At 58.8% G+C, this 22,673-nt stretch carries 20 protein-coding genes and 1 pseudogene; 9 read left to right on the top strand and 12 right to left on the bottom strand.

Annotation, left to right across the window (positions count from 1 at the left end):
- From ACPYOI_RS19800 to ACPYOI_RS19790, 3 genes are all read right to left on the bottom strand, one after another.
- Positions 1-1,014 carry an ABC transporter permease gene (locus tag ACPYOI_RS19800; protein ID WP_481418990.1) on the bottom strand — a complete coding sequence of 338 codons (1,014 nt, stop codon included), beginning with the start codon at positions 1,012-1,014 and terminating at the stop codon, positions 1-3.
- Positions 1,015-1,084: 70 nt separating this feature from the next.
- Positions 1,085-2,755, bottom strand: a complete 1,671-nt coding sequence (locus tag ACPYOI_RS19795; RefSeq protein ID WP_481423239.1) for an ABC transporter substrate-binding protein — start codon at positions 2,753-2,755, stop codon at positions 1,085-1,087.
- A 192-nt stretch (positions 2,756-2,947) separates the two neighbouring features.
- A complete protein-coding gene (locus tag ACPYOI_RS19790; RefSeq protein ID WP_481418992.1) occupies positions 2,948-3,958 on the bottom strand; it encodes a GlxA family transcriptional regulator in 1,011 nt (336 codons plus the stop codon).
- Positions 3,959-4,618: 660 nt separating this feature from the next.
- On the opposite strand from ACPYOI_RS19790, the gene ACPYOI_RS19785 reads away from it, so the two are divergent.
- Complete coding sequence (locus ACPYOI_RS19785) at positions 4,619-5,629, top strand: alpha/beta fold hydrolase (protein ID WP_481418993.1); 1,011 nt, start codon at positions 4,619-4,621, stop codon at positions 5,627-5,629.
- A gap of 274 nt (positions 5,630-5,903) precedes the next feature.
- Here the strand turns inward: ACPYOI_RS19785 and ACPYOI_RS19780 are convergent, their stop codons facing one another.
- Positions 5,904-6,506 carry a helix-turn-helix transcriptional regulator gene (locus ACPYOI_RS19780; protein ID WP_481418994.1) on the bottom strand — a complete coding sequence of 201 codons (603 nt, stop codon included), beginning with the start codon at positions 6,504-6,506 and terminating at the stop codon, positions 5,904-5,906.
- A gap of 538 nt (positions 6,507-7,044) precedes the next feature.
- Here ACPYOI_RS19780 and ACPYOI_RS19775 point away from each other — a divergent pair.
- The 3 genes from ACPYOI_RS19775 (at position 7,045) to ACPYOI_RS19765 (ending at position 9,916) form a co-directional block, all read left to right on the top strand.
- Positions 7,045-7,701, top strand: coding sequence for a hydrolase (locus tag ACPYOI_RS19775; RefSeq protein ID WP_481418995.1), 657 nt, complete (start codon positions 7,045-7,047; stop codon positions 7,699-7,701).
- A 176-nt stretch (positions 7,702-7,877) separates the two neighbouring features.
- Entirely contained in the window at positions 7,878-8,162 is a 285-nt protein-coding gene (locus tag ACPYOI_RS19770) for a XapX domain-containing protein (RefSeq protein WP_481418996.1), read from the top strand.
- Between the two features lie 110 nt (positions 8,163-8,272).
- Positions 8,273-9,916 carry an MFS transporter gene (locus ACPYOI_RS19765; RefSeq protein ID WP_481418997.1) on the top strand — a complete coding sequence of 548 codons (1,644 nt, stop codon included), beginning with the start codon at positions 8,273-8,275 and terminating at the stop codon, positions 9,914-9,916.
- Positions 9,917-9,974: 58 nt separating this feature from the next.
- Here ACPYOI_RS19765 and ACPYOI_RS19760 read toward each other — a convergent pair whose 3' ends face one another.
- The 4 genes from ACPYOI_RS19760 to ACPYOI_RS19745 form a co-directional block, all read right to left on the bottom strand.
- Positions 9,975-10,526 (bottom strand): TetR/AcrR family transcriptional regulator, encoded by a 552-nt coding sequence (locus ACPYOI_RS19760; RefSeq protein ID WP_481418998.1) that lies wholly within the window; start codon positions 10,524-10,526, stop codon positions 9,975-9,977.
- A 306-nt stretch (positions 10,527-10,832) separates the two neighbouring features.
- The gene (locus ACPYOI_RS19755) at positions 10,833-11,741 is read right to left on the bottom strand and encodes a TIGR03571 family LLM class oxidoreductase (protein WP_481418999.1); all 909 of its coding nucleotides are present in this window, start codon (positions 11,739-11,741) and stop codon (positions 10,833-10,835) included.
- Positions 11,742-11,823: 82 nt separating this feature from the next.
- Positions 11,824-13,002, bottom strand: coding sequence for an MFS transporter (locus ACPYOI_RS19750; protein WP_481419000.1), 1,179 nt, complete (start codon positions 13,000-13,002; stop codon positions 11,824-11,826).
- A 9-nt stretch (positions 13,003-13,011) separates the two neighbouring features.
- Positions 13,012-13,419, bottom strand: coding sequence for a GlcG/HbpS family heme-binding protein (locus ACPYOI_RS19745; protein WP_481419001.1), 408 nt, complete (start codon positions 13,417-13,419; stop codon positions 13,012-13,014).
- A 429-nt stretch (positions 13,420-13,848) separates the two neighbouring features.
- Here ACPYOI_RS19745 and ACPYOI_RS19740 point away from each other — a divergent pair, with 429 nt between their 5' ends.
- The 3 genes and pseudogenes from ACPYOI_RS19740 to ACPYOI_RS19730 form a co-directional block, all read left to right on the top strand.
- Entirely contained in the window at positions 13,849-14,793 is a 945-nt protein-coding gene (locus ACPYOI_RS19740; RefSeq protein ID WP_481419002.1) for a LysR family transcriptional regulator, read from the top strand.
- Between the two features lie 267 nt (positions 14,794-15,060).
- The gene (locus tag ACPYOI_RS19735; protein WP_481423238.1) at positions 15,061-15,741 is read left to right on the top strand and encodes an isochorismatase family protein; all 681 of its coding nucleotides are present in this window, start codon (positions 15,061-15,063) and stop codon (positions 15,739-15,741) included.
- A gap of 125 nt (positions 15,742-15,866) precedes the next feature.
- Positions 15,867-16,031: pseudogene (locus ACPYOI_RS19730) on the top strand (DUF1427 family protein); the annotation flags it as partial.
- 136 nt (positions 16,032-16,167) lie between these two features.
- On the opposite strand, the gene katG reads toward ACPYOI_RS19730, so the two are convergent.
- The gene (katG, locus tag ACPYOI_RS19725; protein WP_481418469.1) at positions 16,168-18,351 is read right to left on the bottom strand and encodes a catalase/peroxidase HPI; all 2,184 of its coding nucleotides are present in this window, start codon (positions 18,349-18,351) and stop codon (positions 16,168-16,170) included.
- A 410-nt stretch (positions 18,352-18,761) separates the two neighbouring features.
- Between katG and ACPYOI_RS19720 the strand changes: the two genes are divergently transcribed.
- Positions 18,762-19,226 carry a YbhB/YbcL family Raf kinase inhibitor-like protein gene (locus ACPYOI_RS19720; RefSeq protein ID WP_481418470.1) on the top strand — a complete coding sequence of 155 codons (465 nt, stop codon included), beginning with the start codon at positions 18,762-18,764 and terminating at the stop codon, positions 19,224-19,226.
- Positions 19,227-19,588: 362 nt separating this feature from the next.
- Positions 19,589-20,809, top strand: a complete 1,221-nt coding sequence (locus tag ACPYOI_RS19715; protein WP_481423237.1) for an adenylate/guanylate cyclase domain-containing protein — start codon at positions 19,589-19,591, stop codon at positions 20,807-20,809.
- A gap of 185 nt (positions 20,810-20,994) precedes the next feature.
- Here ACPYOI_RS19715 and ACPYOI_RS19710 read toward each other — a convergent pair whose 3' ends face one another.
- From ACPYOI_RS19710 to ACPYOI_RS19700, 3 genes are all read right to left on the bottom strand, one after another.
- Positions 20,995-21,318 (bottom strand): hypothetical protein, encoded by a 324-nt coding sequence (locus ACPYOI_RS19710; protein ID WP_481418472.1) that lies wholly within the window; start codon positions 21,316-21,318, stop codon positions 20,995-20,997.
- A gap of 73 nt (positions 21,319-21,391) precedes the next feature.
- On the bottom strand, positions 21,392-22,297 hold the full coding sequence (locus ACPYOI_RS19705; RefSeq protein WP_481423244.1) for a 2-hydroxyacid dehydrogenase: 906 nt from the start codon (positions 22,295-22,297) through the stop codon (positions 21,392-21,394).
- 64 nt (positions 22,298-22,361) lie between these two features.
- Positions 22,362-22,673: amino acid ABC transporter ATP-binding protein (locus ACPYOI_RS19700; protein WP_481423236.1), on the bottom strand; the 312-nt coding region annotated here is incomplete at its 5' end.

Below are 22,673 nucleotides of genomic sequence, written 5' to 3'. Positions count from 1 at the left end.
TCATTTCACCCGGATACGTGGATCGAGCAGCATGTAGCCGAGGTCGCCGAGGAGCTGCGTGATGACGGCGATGGCAACGGTGATCAGCGTCGCGGCCTCCAGGGTCGCAATGTCGCCGAAGAGGCTCGCATCGAGGATGAGGCGACCGAAGCCGGGATAGGCGAAGACGAGCTCGGTGACGACGACACCGCTGATCAGAAAGTTGATCTGCAGGAGGAGCACGGTGAACGGCGCGATCATCGCGTTGCGCAGAGCGTGCCCGAGCACCATGCGGCGGGTACTCATGCCCTTCAGAATCGCGGTCCTGATATAAGGCCGCTCCATCACGCCGATCATCGAGACGCGGATCATGCGGGCGACATAGCCGAAGTCGTAGATGACGAGGACCGCGACAGGCAGGACGAACTGATAGGGAACCGCCCAGCCGCCATCGTTGTTTAGGGGACTGGTGCCGGGAAGAACCGGCCAGAGGATCACGAAGAGGGTGACCAGGAAGACCCCTGATGCGAATTCGGGAATGGACGTGAAGGTGATGCAGATGACCGACAGTGTCCGGTCGAGCGCGCCGCCCTCTTTCAGCCCCGAGAGGATGCCGAAGATGATCGACAGCGGCACGATCAACAGAAATGCCAGTCCAGCGAGGATGGCGGTATTGCCGAGGCGGTCCCAGATCACGTCGTTGACCGGCAGCTTGTTCAGCGTCGAATAGCCGAAATTGCCGAAATACTGCGCGCCGCGGGGATCTTTGAAGTTCAAACCGGTGCTCGGATCCTGCAGCGGATCCGGGAGGGCGCCGACCAGTATGCCAAGCCAGCGTCCGTAGCGCACTGGCAAAGGATCATTTGCCTTCAATTTTTCGGTAAGAAGGTCGACCTGCTGCTGGGTCGCGAAAGGACCGAGCGATTTGCGCGCGACGCTGCCTGGAGTGAATTCACAGACGGCGAAGACGAGAAACGACGCACAGAGCATCGTCACCAACATCATCACCAGTCGTTTAAGGAGGAAGTTCGCCATAGCCGGAGGAATCCGAATGTCTAGGCACAGCACCCGACCACGCGAACGCGGCCGGGCGCCGGCTGGGAGATTACGCCGAGATCGCGTACTGATGCGCGAAGATGTACTGCGAAGGGTGCAGCTCGAAGCCCTTGACCTTCTTGTCCATGACCGTCGAGAAGACGCGCCAGAACGGCTGAACGATCGGGCCGTCGTCCTGCATGATCGCCTCGATCTTCGCCATGACCTTACTGCGCTCCTTCGGATCCAGGATGCCTTCTGCTTCCGTGAGCAGCTTGTCGAACTCCGGATTGGAATAATTCGACTCGTTCCAGGCCGCGTTGGAGCGATAGGCAAGTGCCAGGGTCATGATCGCCAGCGGGCGATGCCCCCAGGCCGTCAAGCTGAAGGGAGCGGTCGTCCAGACTTCCCAATACTGGGCGCTTGGAAGCGCCTTGATATTGATCTTGACTCCGATGTCCTTGAACTGTTCGGCGAGCACCTGCGCCGTGTTGAGCTCCCAGATCGGGTCCGGACGAGTGACCATGTCAAACTCGAAGCCATCAGGGTAACCAGCATCAGCAAGCAGCTTCTTTGCCTTTTCGATGTCCCGCGGATATTTGGGAAGAGCCGCATATTCGGGATGCGACGGGGCAACGTGATGATCTTCGGCCGGAATGCCGGCGCCCAAAAGCGCAGTCTGGATGACCTTGTTACGATCAATCGCATAACGCATCGCCTGGCGCACGCGCTTGTCCTTGAACTGCTCGATTTCCGGATGCATGCGGGCGACGACAGTCTGGGTTGTTTCAACCTTATAGGCCGTGACATGCGGGAAGTTTTGCATCGAGTTGATCTGGACGGCGTCGGCTTCTGACAGGCCATCGACCTGCTTGGAGGCGATCGCCGCGATACCGGCGCCCGGGTTGTCGCCAAGGTCAACATATTCGAAGGTTTCAAGATAGGGACCCGTGCCCCAATAATCCGTGCGGGCTTTGTATTTCGCACCCTTGCCGACAACATATTCCGTCAGAGTGAACGGACCTGTGCCGTTGGCATCCGGGCCGAAGGTTCCGTTTTCAGCCGGGTCGATAATAGCCATCGGGTAATGATAGAGGTGCTCGGGGACCGCGATCTGCGGCATGGAACAGTTGAGACGAACGGTGTAGTCGTCAACCTTCTCGATGGCGTTGTCCGCCCAGAGCTTGCTCGACTTCTTCGGATTGCCCTTCTCGTCCTTTTCGCCCGTTTCGTATTCCTGGACGAGATAGCCGGTAAAGAGGCCAAGCATCGAGGAGCCGATCGCGGGATCACACACGCGCTTCAGGTTCCAGATAACGTCGTCAGCCGTCAGGGGCTTGCCCTTGCGCCATTTGACGTCCTTCCGGACATGCAGCGTCCAGGTCTTCAGGTTGTCACTGACCTCCCACTTTTCGAGGAGATAAGGATGGGTGATGTTGTTGCGATCGGTAAACGTCAGATATTCGCAGACCTGGCGAATAACGTTCGACTTCTCTGCAAAGTCGGCGAGATGAGGGTCTTTGATTTCCATGCAGCGCATGCCGATGCGCAGGTTGCCGCCCTTCGGCATATCGTCAGCTTTCGCCGCGGTATCGGACATCGGGACGCCTGCTAGGGCGTAGGCGGCACCCGCGGAAACGCCGAGAAGAGTGGCCTTGCGGAGAAATTCGCGGCGGCCGATCGAGCCGTTCGACATCTGGTCTACGAGCGTGGGAATGTAGGAATGCTGCTTCTTATCCAAGTTAGTGGTCTCCTAGTTCGTGCATAACTGTTCCAATTTTTATTGGTAGGACCGGATCGGTGATTGCTTCACCGGGCGCGGTCACAGCGGACTTTGTGTCCGTCAGCCGTTCCGTCTTTTGGAAAAGTAAAACGGCACGAACCTCTGTCATATGCATCGACTCGACATCTTTTGTGCGCGAATCGACATTGTTCAGGCTCCGAGCATCTCCCGCCGTTTCTCTTCCTTTCTGGTCGCCGCGGGACTTTCGCGAAACCGCTCGCGATAGAAGCGGCTGAAATGAGAGGCAGACTGATATCCGCAGATTTCGGCGATTTGGCTGATTGCCAGTTCCGTGTAGACAAGCAGCTCGCGCGCACGCTGCATCCGCAATTCAATGTAAAACTTTGAAGGGCTTTTCCCGAGATTGGAGTGAAACAGGCGCTCCAGCTGCCGAAGCGAAAGCGCCACACTGTCAGCAAGATCGGAAATCTCGACCGGCTCGCCCAGACTGCCTTCCATGCGTCTGATCACGAAGGCCAGCTTGGTATTCTTTATGCCGAATCTGTCCTCAGGCGACATGCGTTGCACGTCATCCTGCCTGCGGATGCGCGCATGGTTGAACTGATCGGAGATCAACGATGCAAGCTCGCGACCTTCAACGGCCGCGATAAGGTAGAGCATCATGTCGAGGGTGACGGTGCCGCCCGACGACGTGAGAAACCGGCCGTCGATCGCAAAAATGTCATCGGTGGCCAGGCAGTTGGGAAACTCGCTACGAAAGCTTGCAAGCGATTCCCAGTGGACGGCGCAGCGACGCCCCTCCAACAAGCCGGCTTTTGCGAGGAAGAACACGGCGGTGCTGACCGCACCGAGGACGCAGCCTTCGGAATAAATTCGGCGCAGCCAGGCGAAGACATTGGTGTCGTACGCGTCGGCATAATTGATCCCGGCGCAGAGGATGACGATGTCGCATCGTGGCGCCCGGGCGATCGGCGCATCGGCATCGAAGCCAAGTCCGCTGCTCGACTTCACGTGAGTACCGTCGGCCGAAAGCACGACCCACTCGAATGCCTTTCTCTTTGTCAGCCGGTTGCCTTGGCGAAGCGAGTCCAGTGCGGCAGCGAAGGTCATCAGGGGAAAGTCGGGAACGAGATAAAAACCGATGCGGATCGGCCGGCGGCTTTGTGCCAGCTGTTTCAGGCTATAGGTTTGCTCAGGCATCTAGAGATTCCAAACTTCTGCGCGGCCGAATTGCCAAAGATCTGCTGGCGGATGCGTCGGCCTCTTTGTTTGCCGCAGCATAAGAGCCCGGCTTATCTGTGACCATCACACGAGCGCAAAGCCATCGCCAGTGCATAATTTGCGGATGAACCGCAGTGTTGCTGGCACCGCCGCTGAGCACCGGAGAGAACAAAGTTTCCAGCAGTTTTGTACAAAATAGTCTTTGTTTTGAGTGGAATAGCTCTTGTCGCCAACTGGACTGGCCGGTACTTTTACCCCACTGTTTTTCCGCCACTACTACTATTTGCCAGAGGAGTAGTGGCCTCGGTTAATTATGGAACGATCACTCTATAACGAAGGAGCAGGCTTGCGAGAGTTGGCTCGGAGGCGCGCGATGGGATGCTCATAGGCCAGCCGTTACAGAGATCGTTTGCCACTACCGCCGTCCGCCTATCCCGAAGCGCGGAGGGCGACGTGTAGCACACTGAAGCCGTATGTTTCGATCCCGATTTAGCGAAACAGCAGCAGCGAGAGCAGGCAGGATGCGCGGCTACAGTGTCCTGTGAGCCGCAAAGGCATTAGAATTGGGTGTTCGTCGTCCGCGCGGTCGACGACCCTGTCAACCAGCGGGCGAAAGGCCTGCCTAACGGGGATGAAAAGATGAACGATGGCCATAACAATAGTTCACAAGAAGGCACCACCCGCAGGGGTGTGCTCTTAGGTGCCGGTACTGTAGCCGCCGCAATGGGGTTTCAGGCGGGGTCCTCAAATCCAGCTGAAACAGCACAGGCCGCTGCTACCCCGCAACCGATTCCGCCGGCCGACAAGGTGGATCTGGTTCACAAGAGAGCTACCGTCAACGGCGTTCGACTGCACTATGTGACCGTGGGAACGGGTCCCGTTGTTTTATGCATGCATGGTTGGCCGCAGAACCACCGCGAGTTCCTTCCGATCATGGAAGCGTTCGCTGACAGGTATACGTTCATCGCCCCCGATCTTCGCGGCTATGCAGATAGTGACAAGCCCTTTGACGGATACGAACCTGAAACCATCGCACGAGATATGATGGAATTGGTGGATGTGGAAAACGTGCAGAAATTTCATATCCTGAGTCATGATCTCGGAGGGCCGCCTTCCGTTGCACTCGCCTTTTTGGCGTCGGATCGAGCCCTTTCTTTGTCGACTATTGAAACGCCGTTTTTCGGCTTGAGTTTCCCCGGTTACGTGGACCCGAGGGTTCCCTATTGGCATCTTGGCATGCACATGAACATGGACGTAACGCGGTTTCTGGTTGAAGGCCGTGAAGAGCAGTACCTTCGTCATTTCTTCCGGGACTTCGCCTACAACCCGGCGGCAATTCCAGAGGTTGAAGTGCAACGCTATGTAATGCAGATGCGTCAGCCAGGGAATCTCCGAGCCAGCTTGAACCATTATGGATACATTCCGCAAATGGCCGCGCAGACAGCCGAATTGACGAAGAAGAAACTTACTGTCCCGATGCTGGCATGGGGAGGCAGCAGTTCATTTGGGTCGCATTGTATTGACAGCGCAAAAGCAATTGCGACTTCTGCTCAAGGCGGCGTTATTGATGAATGCGGCCACTGGGTTTTTGAGGAAAAACCACAATTCATCCGCGACGAACTCGAGAAATTCTGGGGGTCTATAAAATAGACGTCTCACGGGCTGCGAGGCATTTCCTGATCAAGTGAAGGAATGAAGGATCTTCCTTCTCCGCTGCCGGCATCGGGATGCCTCTGCCATTTGCGCGATCCGTCTCAACAATAAAACACCGTCTTTACCGGCGGCACGAGCGGCATCGGCCTCGAAACCGCTCGAACGCGAGGTCGCCCGAATTGATATGCTTGGTCCGCATATGTGAAATGAGAACATCCGGCCGAGCGATCGTGGGCTGCCGCCCGGCGACCATGTTGTTGTAGCGAACCGTCTAAAGCTTTTGCTGATGCCGCCAGCTACCGGGAGTTATTCCGTATATCTGCTTGAATACTCTCGAAAAATGCGCCTGATCCGCAAAGTCGCAGGCAGCGGCGATTTCGGCAATCGGCTGATTGCCCATAAGCATGCTTAGCGAACGCTGCGCACGATGTTCGAGCAGCCAGCGGTGTGGCGTTCGTCCCGTGGCACACTTGAATGCCTTTATAAAATAGCTGAGCGACAGGCCGCAGTGCGCGGCGACCTCGGTCACACGAACATCTCGTCCGGAGTTATCAGAAAGATAGGACGTAGCTGCATTCAGCTGGCGCGCGGACAGTCCTTTTCGCCTCTGCATCGGCGCATCCATGCCGCCGTAGTGCGATGCCATGTGCGTCTGTAGTGCCAGCATGACGTAATCTACAAACAGGCGGTCCGTCGGAGCCCCTCTTTCGAGGGCTGGCGCCAGCGCCTGCGCCAGCGACCGCACGACGGGATCATCGAGTCCGCGATCATGCGTGTGGGCGGCGAAGCTCAGCTTGCCTTGCTCCCGCGCAAAATCCTCCAGAACCGATCTCGGGATACTGAAACGGACATTCTCAAAAGCAGAACCGTGCATTGCAACGCCAATCCTCTGTCAGGTCAGTGATTGCAGCAAAGACGTCTGAATGTGCGCTATAGTACATCAGATGCTTGCCACGGCATAGAGAGTGCCGCCCGAAATCGCGAGCCGAGTTATGGCCCAACAACCATCTGCTGGACAGCGCCTCGGTCGCCAAAGGGCCTTAGTGATGGCGTTATGGAACGACCGGGCCACAATTGTCAACGGCAAGGTAACTAATCCATAGGTGTGGGTCTGCTCGGGCATTCCCTGCTCTCGCCCTTTAAGAGCTCCTACGCTTTGAGACTTTACGTTACGTGACGAAACAATTGCGCCAAGACCGGCCGTATTCCCCACTGACGGCTGTCTGTTTCGCCCGCAGTCCACAATTTGATTAAGCCAATATCCGTCGGCGATGCAGCCTTTCCGGATCGGCGCGCAACGCTAAAGCGGCCGCGCCGAATGGCACAGTTTTATCCTAATGAGAAACATTTCGCTCAATCGATTCCGTCCGAGTTTGACTAAGCTCACTGCTTTCTATCGAAGGGGATTGACCATGCCGACCAACGCGACTCCCACCCCCGGTTCGACGTTGATTTCACCGAAGGACCACACGCTGCTCATGATCGATTTTCAGTCGCAGATGTCATTTGCGACGAAGTCGATCGATGCCATCATGCTCCGCAACAATGCCGCCCTGGTTGCCCATGCCGCTGCCGGTTTCGGCGTCTCGACGATCCTGACAACCGTTGCCGAGAAGACCTTCTCGGGGCCGATGTTCGACGAGATCACGAGCCCCTTCCCGCAGCAGAAGCTGTTCGACCGAACCTCTATGAATACCTGGGAGGACGCTGCGGTCATCGAAGAGGTTAATCGCATCGGTAAGAATCGTTTGGTCTTCTGTGGTCTGTGGACGTCGGTATGTATCGTGGGGCCGACACTGTCGGCACTCGATCAAGGTTTCGAGGTGTACATGATCACGGATGCCTGTGGTGATGTATCCGCAGAGGCTCACGAGCGCGCTATCGAGCGCATGATTCAAGCGGGCGTGCGGCCGATGACGTCTCTGCAATACCTGTTGGAGCTGCAGCGTGATTGGGCACGCACCGAGACCTACGACATGACGACCGGCATTGCCAAGAAGTTTGGCGGCGCCTACGGCCTCGGCATCATCTATGCCAAGACCATGTTCGGCGTCTCCGAAGGACACTAATCCTCCCGAAATAGGTAGCTCGCCGCTCGCCGGACTTTCTGAATGGTTCCTTAGATCGGAACCGCTCTAAGGAGAAAACCATGCAGAAGCCAAATACAGCCACGTCGTGCGTACTATAGGAGATACTGCGCTTTAAACGGCGGGCGCGATTTTGTTGCGCATCGGAGGAAGTTCCCATGAAAGTCTACCTGCTCTCGTTAGGCGCCGGCCTGCTGGTCGGGGTCGTTTACAGTCTGCTAAACGTTCGGTCGCCGGCGCCGCCGGTAATCGCACTCGTCGGTTTGTTTGGCATTCTCATCGGAGAGCAAGCGGTGCCCTTGGCAAAGCGCGTGTTCTCGGGCGAACCGATCAGCATATCCTGGTTCAACGCACACTGCATGCCGCATGTATTCGGCGAGCTTCCAACCGGCGCGGGCCGCAAGCAGGCCCAGGCCAGTCGCCAATCCGGGGAGACCGGTTGATGCCAATCGGTAGGGGTTATCGTGTTCGAGCTGGCCATGTTGCCGGAGCATTCGCGCTGGTCGCCCTTTATGATCTCCGGAAGCGACTGGTTTGAGGTGATGCGGAGACTATGACGAAGAACATGGAAACAGCCCCGCAAGCCCCTGCGCAAGGCGGCTTTGGCCCGCTCCGCCAGCCGGTTTTCGCCGTGCTTTGGGCGGCGAGTGTTTTGGGAAACACCGGTACCTTTATCCGTGACGTTGCCAGTTCGTGGCTGGTGACGGACCTTTCGGACGCGCCCGCCGCCGTCGCCATGGTGCAGGCAGCCGGTACCTTGCCTATCTTCTTGCTCGCCATACCGGCGGGCGTCATGTCCGATATTCTGGACCGGCGCAAATTCTTGATCGTCATTCAACTTGGACTTGCAGCAGTCAGCGCGACGTTGGTGGCATTGTCATATAGCGGACTACTATCCGTAAGCTCCCTCGTCGCGCTGACATTTATGGGAGGCATCGGAGCCGCGCTGATGGGCCCGACATGGCAGTCCATCGTCCCCGAGCTTGTTCCAAGGGAGTCCCTGAAAAGCGCTGTCGCCTTGAACTCGCTGGGTGTCAATATTGCGCGGTCTATCGGGCCTGCGGCCGGTGGCTTTCTGCTTGCTGCATTCGGCGCGGCGTTGACTTACGGCATTGATGTTCTCAGCTACGTATTCGTCATCGCCGCGCTCATCTGGTGGCCCCGGCCCCGGGATGCGGACGATGCATTGTCGGAACGTTTCTTCGGCGCATTTCGGGCTGGCCTGCGCTACGCGCGGGCGAGCCGTGAACTCCATATCGTGCTTTTGCGCGCAGCGATTTTCTTCGCCTTCTCCAGCTCCATCTGGACACTGCTACCACTATTGGCCCGCAACAATCTCGGGGGAGACGCAAGGTTCTATGGGCTTCTGCTTGGCGCGGTAGGGGTAGGCGCAATAGTTGGTGCATTCCTGCTGCCGACATTGCGCCGGCGTTTCGACAATGACGGTCTGCTGCTGCGTGCGGCGGTAGTGACCTCGATCGTCATGATGATCTTGTCGTTCGCTCCACCGCAATGGATTGCCATTCTCGTCCTGGTCATCCTTGGAGGGGCGTGGATCGTCGCGCTCACGACCTTGAATGGTGCGGCCCAGGCTATCCTTCCGAATTGGGTACGCGGCCGTGCGCTCGCGGTCTATTTGACGGTTTTTAACGGCGCAATGGCGGCCGGTAGTATCGGATGGGGTGCGGTGGCGGAAGCCGTCGGCATTTCAACCACCCTTCAAGTAGGTGCTGTCGGGCTCTTCCTCATTGGGATAGTCCTCAATCGGATCAAGCTTCCCGCGGGCGAGGCCGACCTCGTGCCTTCCAACCACTGGCCCGAACCTTTGACAGCCGAACCCGTCGAGCATGACCGGGGGCCTGTCTTGATCTTGATCGAATATAGGGTCCACAAGGAGCAGCAGGCCGAGTTCCTGAAATTTCTTGCTCAACTCTCGGCCGAGCGCAGACGCGACGGCGCCTACAACTGGGGAGTGACCGAAGACGCGGCCGATCCTGAGAAAATCGTGGAATGGTTTCTGGTGGAATCTTGGGTCGAGCACTTGCGCCAGCACAAACGGGTTTCCAAAGCCGATGCCGATCTTCAGCAGGAGACGCTGAAATATCACGTCGGCCCTGAGAAACCCGTTGTCCGGCATCTCCTGTCAACGGACGCCCGTCGAAACCTCAATCCGGAAAATAATTCGCAAAAGCCGTGAGCGGGACTGACCGAGCGCTTGCAGACTTGGCCGGGTGCAATCGCTCCCCAAGACGAGATCAGGACTCCGGCCAAGCCATCATTGAGAGTGTCACGAATTTATGCAGTTGTTCGCGAGCCACACCCGCCTTGGCTTGAACTGCCATTCCCTGAACAAGCGTAACAATGTAGTTCGCAGCCTCTGCAGGAGTAGCATTGGGAAGCATGGGGCCTTTCCCGAGGGTTCGCTCGAATGCCTCGGCGAGCTTTCTCTGCAGGCCAAAGCGATTTTCGATCAGACCTTTCTGCACAGCTTCTCCCTCATTTGAACAGGCCAGAGCTCCGTTCGTCTCGAAGCAGCCTCGCGGATGGGAGGGCTCTGTATGCATCTCGGCCTGACCTCTGAGGTAAGCTTCGGCGATTGCGCGGGGGGTCGGTTGGGATAAGGCGTCGTCAATGAAGCGAAGGTGATCCCGCTTGTAGATCGCGTTCGCTTTCCAGAACAGATTTTCCTTGTTAGTGAAGGCTTTGTAGATACTCGACTTCGTAAGGCCCGTGGCCTCCATGAGATCATAGACCGAGGCGCCTTCGTAACCTTTTTTCCAGAAGACCATCATGGCTTTCTGGAGCACCTCGTTCTCGTCGAATTCCCTAGGTCTAGCCATTTTTCCGTTTCAGACTTGTCTTATTTGATATGTGTTCGCCACTTTCCAGCGGCGCTGATCATTACCGCCTACTATGTAAGATCGCGAATATCAAATGCAAGCTATGGTAGGCTCTTCACGGCGCCAAGAGTTTCACCCCGCTACCTCTGCGACGTCCCGTGGTAGGTCATTCCCAGCCCCGAATATCGCTAAACCCCGGAATTTCGCGAAGCGATAGACCGACGATGACTCGCTTCCTTCTCCCCACCGCCATTCGCAGTAAAACACCGCAGGTTAAACGGCGATCGACGGGATGACATCGGATCCGATTTCGTCGATCACCTCAGCTACGCGGCGCCGGCCAGGTGCAAGATTGAACATCACGTGGTGCACCCCGGTTTCGCGCATCGCCGACAATATCCGTACGAGCTCCGTTCTGCCACACCGATAGCCAAGCTCGATGGTCGTTGCAGGGGCAGCCGCGTCGTCGAGGAGGTCCAGGTTCATCGATTGGCTGAAGCTCCGGAAGCCGCCCCCCGATTTCGCAATCGCGGCGTGCCACAACGCGATCCGATCTTTTTGGACGGGGAGCTCGCGATGGTAGGTCGCCCAACCAGTGGCATTCCTGGCAATCCACTCCAGCGACTGGGACGCCGATCCGACAGCAAGCATCGGTACTTGTACAGTGGGCCGAGGACGGAGAGCGAATTCGCTGAGCGGCGAGAGTCCTTCGTCTAAAATAGCCTGGTCCGGGCCGAGCGCGGCCGACAATGATGCCCAGTTTCGCCGGAACAGCTGTTTCCGGTTCTCGAAGTCGCGGCCGAAGACACGGAATTCAGATAGACGATCCCCCGAGCCCAAGCCAAGCACGAAGCGGTTGTTTGACAGTGATTGGAGTGACAGCGCAGCCTTTGCGATGTGCAGCGGATGACGCAGCGTAAGGACGACAGCTCCGGTTACCAATTGGATCCGCGAGGTCGACGCGGCGATTGCGCCCAGCAGTACGAAAGGGTCCGAGTGACCAACGGGGTCTGGGTACTCATCATTGTTCAAGGGGACGTCCCGCACCCAGATAGCCTCAAATCCGGCTTGCTCTGACCGGCGAACAAAGTCCAACTGCACCTGAAAGTCGATATCCTCCGGTAAGCGCGGCTGAAGGGGGAGCACGAGACCGAGGCTTAAGCGGTCGGCAGCAAAGAGCATTCCGGTTTTCCCTAAAATCAGCCAGACGCCCGGCGGGCGTCTGGCAAGACACATTATCCTGATGCGGGATCGGCGCCCAAAGTCAACGCGCCAGGCTTGCCGCGGTCTGGGTTTGCATCCTATTCGCCAGCGAAGCGATGCCAAGCGCTGCAACGGCCATTGCGATTGCTGCGTAGGGAGTAGCCGTAAGGCCTGGGCCGACCAACAACTGCCCACCAACAAAAGAGCCGCTGGAAATGCCGAGATTGAACGCCGCGATATTCATGCCGGATGCGGTCGCGACCGCATCCGGGGCAACCAATCGAGCGACCTTGACCACGCCATCCTGCATGATCGGCGGGATGGCAAATGCGAAAATGCCCCAGATAGCAATCACCGCGAGGATACCAATCTCACTCCGCATGACGATCGCGATTAACGCGAACGACACAATCAAGCCAATCAGAGTGGCCACCATTGCTTTGCCGGTGCCGATAGTGTCGGTCAGTTTGCCGCCAGCAAAGTTTCCAACCACGGTGGCAGCTCCGAACAGCATCAGCGCGATGTTGACCGTCCCGTCGCCGACTTTCGTAATGTCAGTGAGAATGGCGGCAAGAAACGTGAAGATCACGAAAGTTCCGCCGAACGATATTGCGGTCAACAGATACATCATTGCCAGACGCTTATTGCCCAGTAGCCTCATCTGAGCGACGAAGCTCGTGAATGGCGACGGCGGTATATCTCTGGGGACGAAAAGGAACAGAGACCCCAGCGCCATGACACCCATGGCCGTAACCAGGAAGAACGGCATTCTCCAATCAAAACTTTGTCCGATCCAGGAGCCGAGCGGGACACCCACCACCATGGCGACGGTCAGCCCGCCCATCATCAGTGCAACCGCGGAACCCGACTTCTCTTTTGACACAAGTGAGGTGGCAACAGCAGCGCCGACGCCGAAAAACACTCCATGCGAGACAGCCATCACGATTCGCGCCGCGAGCAGCGAAAGATAGTTCGGCGCCAGCGCTGCCGCGAGATTGCAGGCCGTGAAAATCACCATCAGTGCAAGAATAAGCGGGCGACGCGGGATTCTACCCGTGAGAGCCGAGAAGACCGGCGTGCCGACCGTGATCGCCAGTGCGTACAGGCTGACCAGCAACCCCGCCGCCGGCAGCGAGACGGCAAGATCATCGGCGATCCCGGGAATGAGCCCAACGATGACGAATTCCGTGGTGCCGATGGCGAAAGTGGACGCCGCCAGCGCGTATATGGCAAGTGGCATGGCAGCCTCCTATTCGACCAGCGCGGCCGCAGCCGCCTGCGCGACGATTTCGTCGTCATCGACGGATCCACCGGAGACACCAATAGCGCCTAATGTGTTGCCATCCCTGTCTTTGAGCACAACGCCGCCGCCGAAGCCGATCAGGCCGCCATTGCTGTGTTCAAGTGTATATGCTGCCGCGCCCGGATAGAGATTCGGCCCGAGAACCGCCGAGTCGACGATGAAAAGTGCCGCCGTCTTGGCTTTGCGATGAGCCACGTCTATCGCGCCAAGGAAGGTCCCATCCATGCGCGCGAAGGCGACCAGATGAGCGCTGTCGTCGACAACGCTGATACTCATTGGCGGGAGGCCGCGCTCCTCAGTGGCTGCTTTAGCGGCAGCAATCACGGTTTCCGCCGTCGAGAGTGTAATCTTCACCTCATTCTCCTTGCTTCTCCTCGCTGGGCGTCAACCCGTCTTTCGGCTTCAGCTTTGTCTTGGAGGATTCTGTTGGTGGCGGAGCAATTTGCCGCCGCAGAGTGGCTCAGTTTCAAGCCATATGGACCGATCGGTCCCTAATTACAAGAGGCGCTCATTGAAATTGTAAACCACTCGGTCTATAACGCGAAGTCATAGGAATGGGCCGCAGGATTCGACAAGCAGACGGCCTTGAGAAATGCGATGTTCCTATTTGCGAATGGCTGGTCCGGCGAACCCTCTATCGCGCGGCTGGGTGATGCAGAGGCGGTCAGGGTAGCGCGATGAAGAAGCGCCCTCTGGTCCCTTCACTTCCACGACGTTCGATGATGCTGGGATTTTGCCCGCGACCCTTTTCCATCTCCCAAATCACTCACCTGAAGGATATTAATGAGCGATACGCTGAAAAAGCTCTCCTGGGACAACCTTCGCATCGTGAAGGTGATCGGTGAGGTGGGAAGCCTGTCGGCCGCGGCTTCCGCTCTGGGCGTGAACAACTCGACAATGTTTCGCAAACTTACCCAGATCGAGGAAAGTCTGGGGGTGGCCCTGTTTGACCGGCGTCGCACCGGCTATGTGCCGACGCTTGCAGGGGCCGAAGTGATCACGCTCGCGCAACGGCTCGAGCTCGACATTGTGAGGGTGACGCGTCGCGTATCGGGCTTTGAACAGGAGCAGGCCGGCGACCTGCGCGTGACGACCAGCGATTCGCTTGCATTGCATCTCGCACCGATCATTGCGGACTTTAAGGCGTGCCATCCCCTCGTCCGGGTCGAGATGATCGTCTGCAACGCTTCGCTGAACCTTGCACGAGGAGAGTCCGATGTTGCCGTCAGGGCAACTGACGTGCCGCCGGAGAACCTCTTCGGCAGGAAGGTCGCCAGGATCGGCTGGGCGCCCTATGGTCGCCGATGTGACTTCACGGAAGGCTGGCCTCATCCTCATCAGCTCTATCGCCGCATTTGGGTTTCATACAGCGGCGGGCTGTCCAATCTGAAGGCTTACAAGCTAGTTGAGGCCCATGTGCCGCAGCAAGACATCGCCTGCCGGTTTGACTCGGTCGTGGGCATTGCGGCGGCCATCTCGGCAGGCATCGGCGCCGGATATCTACCGTGTATGCTGGGGGACCTCACTCCGGACCTTATGCGTATCGGACCGGTCGATCCGTGCCTGGCGGATGACCTGTGGCTCTTGACCCATCCCGACATCCGGAGGTCGGGCCGGATCTACGCCTTCATGACGCATTGCGCGGCCGCGATCAGCCGGCGGCGCGCCTTTATCGGAGGACAGCAAGAATCTCCTGTGGAGCCTTGGTGCTCGCACGAAGGAGCCTAATCCCATACCCGCTGCTTCTGCTCTCCGGCGCAAAGCTGGGCGGGACCGCGCGATCACGGTCGTTTGGACGTAATGAGGATGTCTGCTGTCGCGTACAAACTCAACTTGCAATCGCGCAAGACCTCTCTCGCCGAAATGCATCTGGCGTGACCGGCGAGCAAAAACTTAACCTTCGTTCGCCATCGCCTCGAAAGCTGCCGTCCTCCTAGCTTTCTACAGGTTGGTAGAAGTCAAACTCACGAACAGATTGCAGAGAAAGGAAGAATTATGGCGAACCCCTCAAGGAGCAAATCAAGCGTCCTGCCGACAGGCGGCGGTGCAGCACTGATTGATGCCTCCGATTCCGTCATACTGTTGCTCGACCATCAGGCCGGTCTGTTCCAGACCGTCAAGGATATCCCGGTCGCGGACCTGCGGCGGAACGTCGAGATGATCGCCAAATTGGCGGCGTTACTGAAGATCCCGGTCATCACGACTGCATCCGAACCAAACGGGCCGAACGGTCCGCTGATGCCGGAAATCCATGAATATGCGCCGCATGCCGTCTATGTGCCGCGCAAGGGCGAAGTCAACGCCTGGGATAACGAGGACTTTGTCCAGACGGTGCGTTCCACCGGGCGCAAGACGCTGATCATGGCAGGTGTCTGGACCAACGTCTGCGTGATGTTCCCGGCGCTGGACGCAACGGCCGCCGGCTACGACGTCTATGCAGTGATCGACGCTTCCGGCGATCCGAGCGAGTTGGCGTCGCGGACGACATTGGCTCGTTTCGTTCAAGGCGGCGTTATCCCGACGTCGACGAATGCGCTGCTGTCCGAGCTTCACCGCACGTGGCGGCGCCCCGAGGCGGCTGAACTTGCAAAGTTGTATGGCCTGGTCGCACCCAATTACGCCGCCGTGGCAGAGAGCTACCAGAAGGCTCAGGAAGTCGCCAAGCAGTCAAAATGACAACGGCCTTTGGTCGGACGCCGCACGCGGGCGCATGGAGGTGCCAATCCACGGTACTTCCGTGCGCCTGCGTATTTCCTCGAATGGATTGGCGGCAACATGGCACCGCGGCATGAGGTGACATCATGAAAATGTATCTGCTTTCCCTCGGTGCCGGTCTGCTCGTCGGGATCATCTATAACCTGTTGAACGTCCGATCGCCCGCGCCGCCAGTGGTGGCGCTAGTCGGCTTGCTCGGCATCCTGATCGGCGAGCAGATCATCTCTGTCGGCAAGCAACTGCGGTCGGGACAGGCTTTCTAGGCAGCCTGGTAGCGGCCCGCTGAATATTGCGCGCTTCTTTCAACTGGCGAAGGACTGCCGGCCAGATTCGCGGCCCGATGCTTGATCGCGGCACCTTGCCGCGACCAAGCGAGAATGTCGCCAATCAGGCGAGATCGAAGCGATCGGCGTTCATGACCTTGTTCCAGGCCGCGACGAAGTCCTTGACGAACTTCTCCTTGGCGTCGGACTGGGCATAGATTTCTGCGAAGGCGCGAAGCTGCGAGTGCGAGCCGAAGATCAGGTCGGCGCGGGTGCCGGTCCACTTGAGTTCGTTCGTCTTGCGGTCGCGTCCTTCGTAGACGCCGTCCTTGCCGGCGAGCGGAACCCACTGCGTCCGCATGTCGAGCAGGTTGACGAAGAAGTCGTTCGTCAGCGTCTCAGGCTTGTCGGTGAAGGCCCCATGCTCCGGCTGACCGGCCTTCAGCACGCGCAAGCCGCCGACGAGCACCGTCATTTCCGGTCCGGTCAGGGTAAGCAGCTGGGCGCGATCGACCAGTGCCTCTTCCTGCTGCATGAACTGCATCCTGCCGCTGTTGACATAGTTGCGGAACCCATCGGCACGCGGTTCGAGCGGAGCGAAGGAATGCGCGTCGGTCTGCGCCTCGGAGGCATCCATCCGGCCCGGCTTGAATGCTACCGCAACATTATGACCGGCCGCCTTCGCCGCCTTTTCGACACCGGCAGCGCCTGCGAGGACGATCAGGTCGGCGAGCGAGATCTTCTTGCCGCCGGTTTGGGCGGCGTTGAAGTCCTTCTGGATGCCTTCCAGAACACCGAGAACCTTGGCAAGCTGTGCCGGCTGGTTGACGTCCCAATCCTTCTGCGGCGCAAGCCGGATGCGCGCGCCATTGGCGCCGCCTCGCTTGTCGGAGCCGCGGAAGGTCGAAGCAGAAGCCCACGCGGTCGAGACCAGTTCCTGTACTGAAAGACCGGTCGCGAGCACCTTGGCCTTCAGCTCGGCGATGTCCTTGTCATCGACGAGCGGATGATCGACGGCCGGTACGACATCCTGCCAGATGAGGTCTTCAGCCGGTACTTCCGGACCGAGATAACGGACCTTCGGCCCCATATCGCGGTGCGTCAGCTTGAACCAGGCGCGGGCGAAGGCGTCAGCGAACTCAGCCGGATTTTCGAGGAAGCGGCGCGAGATCTTTTCGTAGATCGGATCGACGCGCAGCGACAGGTCGGTGGTCAGCATGGTGGGGAGATGCTTTTTCGAAGCATCATAAGCATCCGGAATGGAAGCATCGGCGTTCTTGGCCTGCCACTGATGCGCGCCCGCCGGGCTCTTCGTCAGTTCCCATTCGTATTTGAACAGGTTTTCGAGGAAGTAGTTGCTCCACCGGGTCGGCGTCTGCGACCAGGTAACCTCCAGGCCGGCTGTGATAGAATCCTTGCCGACACCGGTGCCGAAGGTGCTCTTCCAGCCAAGGCCCTGATCCTCGATCGCGCCGCCTTCCGGCTCAGCACCGATGAACGACGGATCGCCGGCGCCATGCGTCTTGCCGAAGGTATGACCGCCGGCGATCAGCGCCACGGTCTCCTCGTCGTTCATCGCCATCCGGGCAAAGGTTTCGCGGATATCATGCGCAGCCGCGACCGGATCGGGATTGCCGTTCGGACCTTCGGGATTGACGTAGATCAGGCCCATCTGCACGGCGCCGAGCGGTTCGGCGAGCTGCCGTTCGCCGCTATAGCGCTCGTCGCCGAGCCAGGTGCCTTCCGGACCCCAGAAGAGCTCCTCCGGCTCCCAGCTATCGACGCGGCCGCCGGCAAAGCCGAAGGTCTTGAAGCCCATGGATTCGAGGGCAACATTGCCGGTGAGGATCATCAGATCGGCCCAGGAAATCCTGTTGCCGTATTTCTGCTTGATCGGCCAGAGCAGACGGCGGGCCTTGTCGAGGTTGGCATTGTCCGGCCAGCTGTTCAGCGGGGCGAAACGCTGCTGACCGCCACCGGCGCCGCCACGGCCGTCGGTGATGCGGTACGTGCCGGCACTGTGCCAAGCCATGCGGATGAACAGGCCGCCATAGTGGCCGAAGTCGGCCGGCCACCAATCCTGCGAATCCGTCATCAGCGCATGAAGGTCTTTCTTCACAGCATCGAGATCGAGCTTTTTAAACTCTTCGGCGTAGTTGAACGCCTTGTCCATCGGATCGGCGACGCCGGACTTCTGGTGAAGAATCTGAACGTTGAGCTGGTTCGGCCACCAATCCCGGTTCGATCTGCCGCGAGGCGTATGCGCGACGGGACATTTGCCGGCGTTTTCGCTAGGTTTCGTATCCATAGCTCTCTCCTTGATTGCTCATGTCTGCATTCGGACGGGAAATGTTGCGAAGTTCGCATCAGGATTATCGGCTCGCTTGAGTTTAAGCCTCAGCTCACCGTCAGACCAGAAGCGAAATAGACGGCTATCCTCCCTAGGCTCCCTCATACCGGAAGAACCGTGCAAATTTAAGTTGGATTTACTGATCACCGCAATAAGCTGGGCTTATGAACTTCCGTTGAGATGCCAAAAGAAATTCTTATGTCATCTTACCCCATTCGTGTCGCCGGCGGCCTAACCAATCCAGCAACGGAAATGGAACCTTAGCATCCGCCCAATGTTCGGAGTGCAGCCAATACGGGGCCCCACCAGAAGCTCCAATGTCTGAATTCTGAGGAAGCTTCGGCTCCTCCTTGTCACGGGAGATTGATATGCCGCTAGTACTGACGAGTGCCGCCTTCGTGGACGGCGCCCCCATTCCCGTCAGGCACACACGGCTTGGCGAGAATATCGCGCCACCGCTGTCGTGGACCGGAGCGCCTACCGATACCAAAAGCTTTGCCCTCATCGTCGAAGATCCCGATGCGCCTCGCGGAACGTTTCGCCACTGGGGCGTCTACAATATAGCCGCTGAGCGCAGCGGATTATCCGAGAGCTCTGACGCAGCGCCGGGTGGCGGACCACGCTTTTGCAAGAATGATTTCGGCAACGCGCGATACGACGGACCGCAGCCGCCGAAAGGACACGGCGTCCACCATTATCATTTCAGCCTTGCCGCGTTGGATGTTCCGGGCCTCTCACTCCCCTCGTCGCCCCGAATAGAGGCGATGTGGAAAGAGGCGAAGAAACACGCCATCGCGAACGCCTCCTTGATTGGCACTTTCGAACTGGCTTAGCAGCGCTCCGCCTAAGATGCGGACCGAACATGCGGATTATCCCGAAACCAGGGAAGAGAGCGCGTCGTACGGCTGGCACAGCGGTCGGACTATTTCTTCATCGAAAGCACGTTCCTTGATGCGGATGCAGCCATTGCTTTTTCAAGGCGCCACTTGACCGCTCACCAGGCTGGCGAAATCGCCGGGAGGACGTTGGCAAAACGCGCCGTTCCAATGCATTTTTCACCACGTTATCTCGGCCGGGAGGAGGAACTGCTGGCGGAGTTCGAGCAGGGACGGAACTCCTGGCAATCGCGGCAGAATTGACGCGGCATCTTGGTGTATGATCGCCGGCAGGACGAAGGCTACTGACGGTGGCGGCGATGAAGAACGCGCTTTCGGCATCTGATGCTTCTGCACTCGTTGCGGCTGCTGTTGACTGGTTGGTCGATAGCGGGCTTGGCGGCCGCGACTTGCGGGAGCTTGTCGAAGGCCTGGCGCGCCGCCTCAATGCAGGCGGTGCTGCGGTCGACCGGGCCGGATGCTCGATTCTGACGCTGCACCCGCAAATCGTTTCGCAAGAGGTCACCTGGTGCTCGGACGATGACGGCGCAACCACAAAATACTACACGCCGAAGCTGATGGAAGACCCAGACACCCGGCGCGGTCCGTATTTCGAGCTTGCCTTGAACCGGCTGAAGTACAAGCGCTTTCTTCTTGATGACGCCGTGGACGACATGTCATTGCTCACGCGGCTTCGAGCGGAAGGCTACACCGAATATTTCGGTTTCTTCCATGCAACCGGTGCGGCGGCGTTGTCGCCATTTGCACGCCGGGTTGGTCTTGTTCCCTGCGTCGTGGGTTCCTTCGCCACCCGTCGCCCCGGCGGCTTTGGCGAGACCGAAATCGAGTGCTTCAAGTCTGTCTCCACGACATTGGCCCTGGCAGCGAAAGCGCGGTCAACCTTTGAGACGGGCTCTCGTCTCCTCGACATCTATATAGGCCGCTCCTGCGGGTCTCAGGTGCTTGACGGACGCATCACGCGTGGCGACTCGGAGCGCATCACCTGCGGCATCTGGTTCTGCGACCTGCGCCAGTCTTCCCGACTCGTCAGCCAATTGGGCCTGGACGATTACATCAGCCTTCTCAATCGATACTTCGACATCACTGTCGGGACGGTCATGGGCGCAGGCGGTGAAGTCTTGAAGTTCATCGGCGATGCCGTCATGGGCATCTTTCGCTCGGATCACCCGGAGAGCGACCTCGATATGCGTGAACGTGCGCTCGCTGCCTCGCTGAGTACCCTGAGGGATATTCGCGCCCTGAATGCGGCGGCCGGCCGACCCCTGGACGTCGGCATTGCCCTGCACGTCGGAGAAGTCATGTATGGCAATGTGGGTACTGACGAGCGGCTGGACTTCACCGTCATCGGTCGCGCTGTCAACGAGGCGGCGCGGCTTCAGGGGCTAACCAAGCAACTGGGACAGCCGGTGCTGGCTTCGGCGTCGTTTGCCGAGCCGTTTCTCGAACGCTTCGACTTCGCCGGAGCGCATGCGGTCGCAGGCTTCGATCACATGCTCAAAACCTATGTTCCACGCAGCTGACGCAGCAAAACCCTCTGACGTGCAAGGGCGAAGTCCAGAGCCTCCCTTTATGATCTGGATCGCGACCAAGAAACCACTGCAATAACCGCCGGACGGACGCAGGCCACGCCGGGGCGGCGCGGCTGGCGACGATGGGATGACGCCGACCGGGACAATCGTCATCCCGCGCGAATTGCCGAGTTGCCTCAGCTCTCACCAAGTTCGAATACATGGTGGTGGATGCGCCCCTCGAACATTTCGAGCAGGCCCTTGGTCATCTCGCGGCTCTCGTAGCGCACGGGAGATTCCAGTGCCGCCGCCAGCGTCTCGCGGCTTTCGTACATGGTGGACAGAACCATCGGATAAGACGGCGCGCCCTCGTCGCGTTCAAGGGCGTAAAGTACGCGCACTTCCTTGACGCCCGGAAAAGCCCGCCACATGGGCATCAGCTTCTCGGCGACATAGAGCTTGAAGGCCTCTTCTTGGCCGGCGTGGATCGTGCCCTCGAAAAGGGCTTGGCGGATGATCATTGTGGAACTCCGATTCATTTTTGTCCGACGCAATTCTGGACGGAAAAACGTTTCACGCTTTTCCTGGAATTGCTCAGTTGACGGTCGTAGGCGGCTTTTCGCCGGCGAAATGCGCGGCGATGTTCGCGAGCACCAGCTCGCCCATGGCAACACGGGTCTCGACCGTGGCGCTCGCCTGATGCGGCATCAGCACCGTATTGGGCGCAGTGAAGAAATCTTCGCGGATCTTCGGCTCATTGACGAAGACATCGAGGCCGGCGCCGGCAATCGTGCCGTCGTTGAGGGCGGCAAGCAGGGCATCCTCGTCGACCACGGAGCCGCGCGCGATGTTGATCAGTACGCCCGTTTTCCCGAGCGCCTTCAGCATGTCGGCATTGACGATGTTCTGGGTGGCGGCGCTCGCGGCGATCGTCAGCACGAGAATATCGCTGTCCTCCGCAAGCGCCATCGGCGAAGCACAGGCTTTCCAGGCGACGTCGGTGATCGGCGAACGGTTCCAGTAGCGCACATCCATGCCAAAGGCCTCGGCCCGGCGTCCAATGGCCTTGCCGATCTGGCCGAGACCGAGAATACCGACGCGCTTGCCCTTGGGGCTGTGCCCGAGCGGAAACGGCTCCCTACCCCACTTGCCGTCGCGCACAAAGCTGTCGCCCTTGGCGACGTGGCGGAGCACGGCCAGAGTAAGCGCGATACCAAGATCGGCGACATCGTCGGTGAGCACGCCCGGGGTGGTCGTGACGTCGACATTGCGGCTGCGGGCGAATTTCAGGTCCACCTTGTCGGTGCCGACGCCGTTGATGGCGATGACGCCGAGCGACGGCAGCTTTTCGATCCACTCGTTGGAAAGGCCGGTGCCGCCGCCGGTCGCGACCGCGCGGATGTTCGGGAGCGCTGCCTCCAGCGCCGCCTTGCCGTCCGGATCATACATGCGATGAACCGTATAGGCATCGTCGAGCTTGTCCTCGATCAGCTTCATCATCGGTTCGACGAGCAGAATGTCTGGCTTCACGTCCGGAACTCCGTATGTTTTGAATAGTTTCAGCTCAGGAAATCTGGCCCAGGAAGGTCTTGAGGCGCTCGTTCTTCGGATTGCCGAAGAATTCGGCCGGAGTGCCCACTTCGAGGATCTGGCCGCGGTCCATGAAGATCACCCGGTCGGCGACTTGGCGTGCGAAGCCCATCTCATGGGTGACGCAGAGCATGGTCATGCCTTCCTTGGCGAGGTCGATCATCGTGTCGAGCACCTCCTTGACCATTTCCGGGTCGAGCGCCGAAGTGGGCTCGTCGAAGAGCATGATCTTCGGGTTCATGCACAGCGCACGGGCAATCGCCACGCGCTGCTGCTGGCCGCCGGA

It is taken from the genome of Rhizobium sp. SVR5-2C, from assembly GCF_056755115.1.
Note: the sequence above shows the minus strand (reverse complement) of the source record. Positions and strands in the feature narration are given on the sequence as shown.

Coding starts and splice junctions, on each gene's coding strand:
- ACPYOI_RS19710 (WP_481418472.1), bottom strand. CDS start 21,318: ATGATCATCCGCCAAGCCCTTTTCGAGGGCACGATCCACGCCGGCCAA.
- ACPYOI_RS19775 (WP_481418995.1), top strand. CDS start 7,045: ATGCCGACCAACGCGACTCCCACCCCCGGTTCGACGTTGATTTCACCG.
- ACPYOI_RS19720 (WP_481418470.1), top strand. CDS start 18,762: ATGCCGCTAGTACTGACGAGTGCCGCCTTCGTGGACGGCGCCCCCATT.
- ACPYOI_RS19740 (WP_481419002.1), top strand. CDS start 13,849: ATGAGCGATACGCTGAAAAAGCTCTCCTGGGACAACCTTCGCATCGTG.
- katG (WP_481418469.1), bottom strand. CDS start 18,351: ATGGATACGAAACCTAGCGAAAACGCCGGCAAATGTCCCGTCGCGCAT.
- ACPYOI_RS19750 (WP_481419000.1), bottom strand. CDS start 13,002: ATGCCACTTGCCATATACGCGCTGGCGGCGTCCACTTTCGCCATCGGC.
- ACPYOI_RS19790 (WP_481418992.1), bottom strand. CDS start 3,958: ATGCCTGAGCAAACCTATAGCCTGAAACAGCTGGCACAAAGCCGCCGG.
- ACPYOI_RS19705 (WP_481423244.1), bottom strand. CDS start 22,297: ATGATGAAGCTGATCGAGGACAAGCTCGACGATGCCTATACGGTTCAT.
- ACPYOI_RS19785 (WP_481418993.1), top strand. CDS start 4,619: ATGAACGATGGCCATAACAATAGTTCACAAGAAGGCACCACCCGCAGG.
- ACPYOI_RS19800 (WP_481418990.1), bottom strand. CDS start 1,014: ATGGCGAACTTCCTCCTTAAACGACTGGTGATGATGTTGGTGACGATG.
- ACPYOI_RS19715 (WP_481423237.1), top strand. CDS start 19,589: ATGAAGAACGCGCTTTCGGCATCTGATGCTTCTGCACTCGTTGCGGCT.
- ACPYOI_RS19780 (WP_481418994.1), bottom strand. CDS start 6,506: ATGCACGGTTCTGCTTTTGAGAATGTCCGTTTCAGTATCCCGAGATCG.
- ACPYOI_RS19770 (WP_481418996.1), top strand. CDS start 7,878: ATGAAAGTCTACCTGCTCTCGTTAGGCGCCGGCCTGCTGGTCGGGGTC.
- ACPYOI_RS19735 (WP_481423238.1), top strand. CDS start 15,061: ATGGCGAACCCCTCAAGGAGCAAATCAAGCGTCCTGCCGACAGGCGGC.
- ACPYOI_RS19765 (WP_481418997.1), top strand. CDS start 8,273: ATGACGAAGAACATGGAAACAGCCCCGCAAGCCCCTGCGCAAGGCGGC.
- ACPYOI_RS19755 (WP_481418999.1), bottom strand. CDS start 11,741: ATGCTCTTTGCTGCCGACCGCTTAAGCCTCGGTCTCGTGCTCCCCCTT.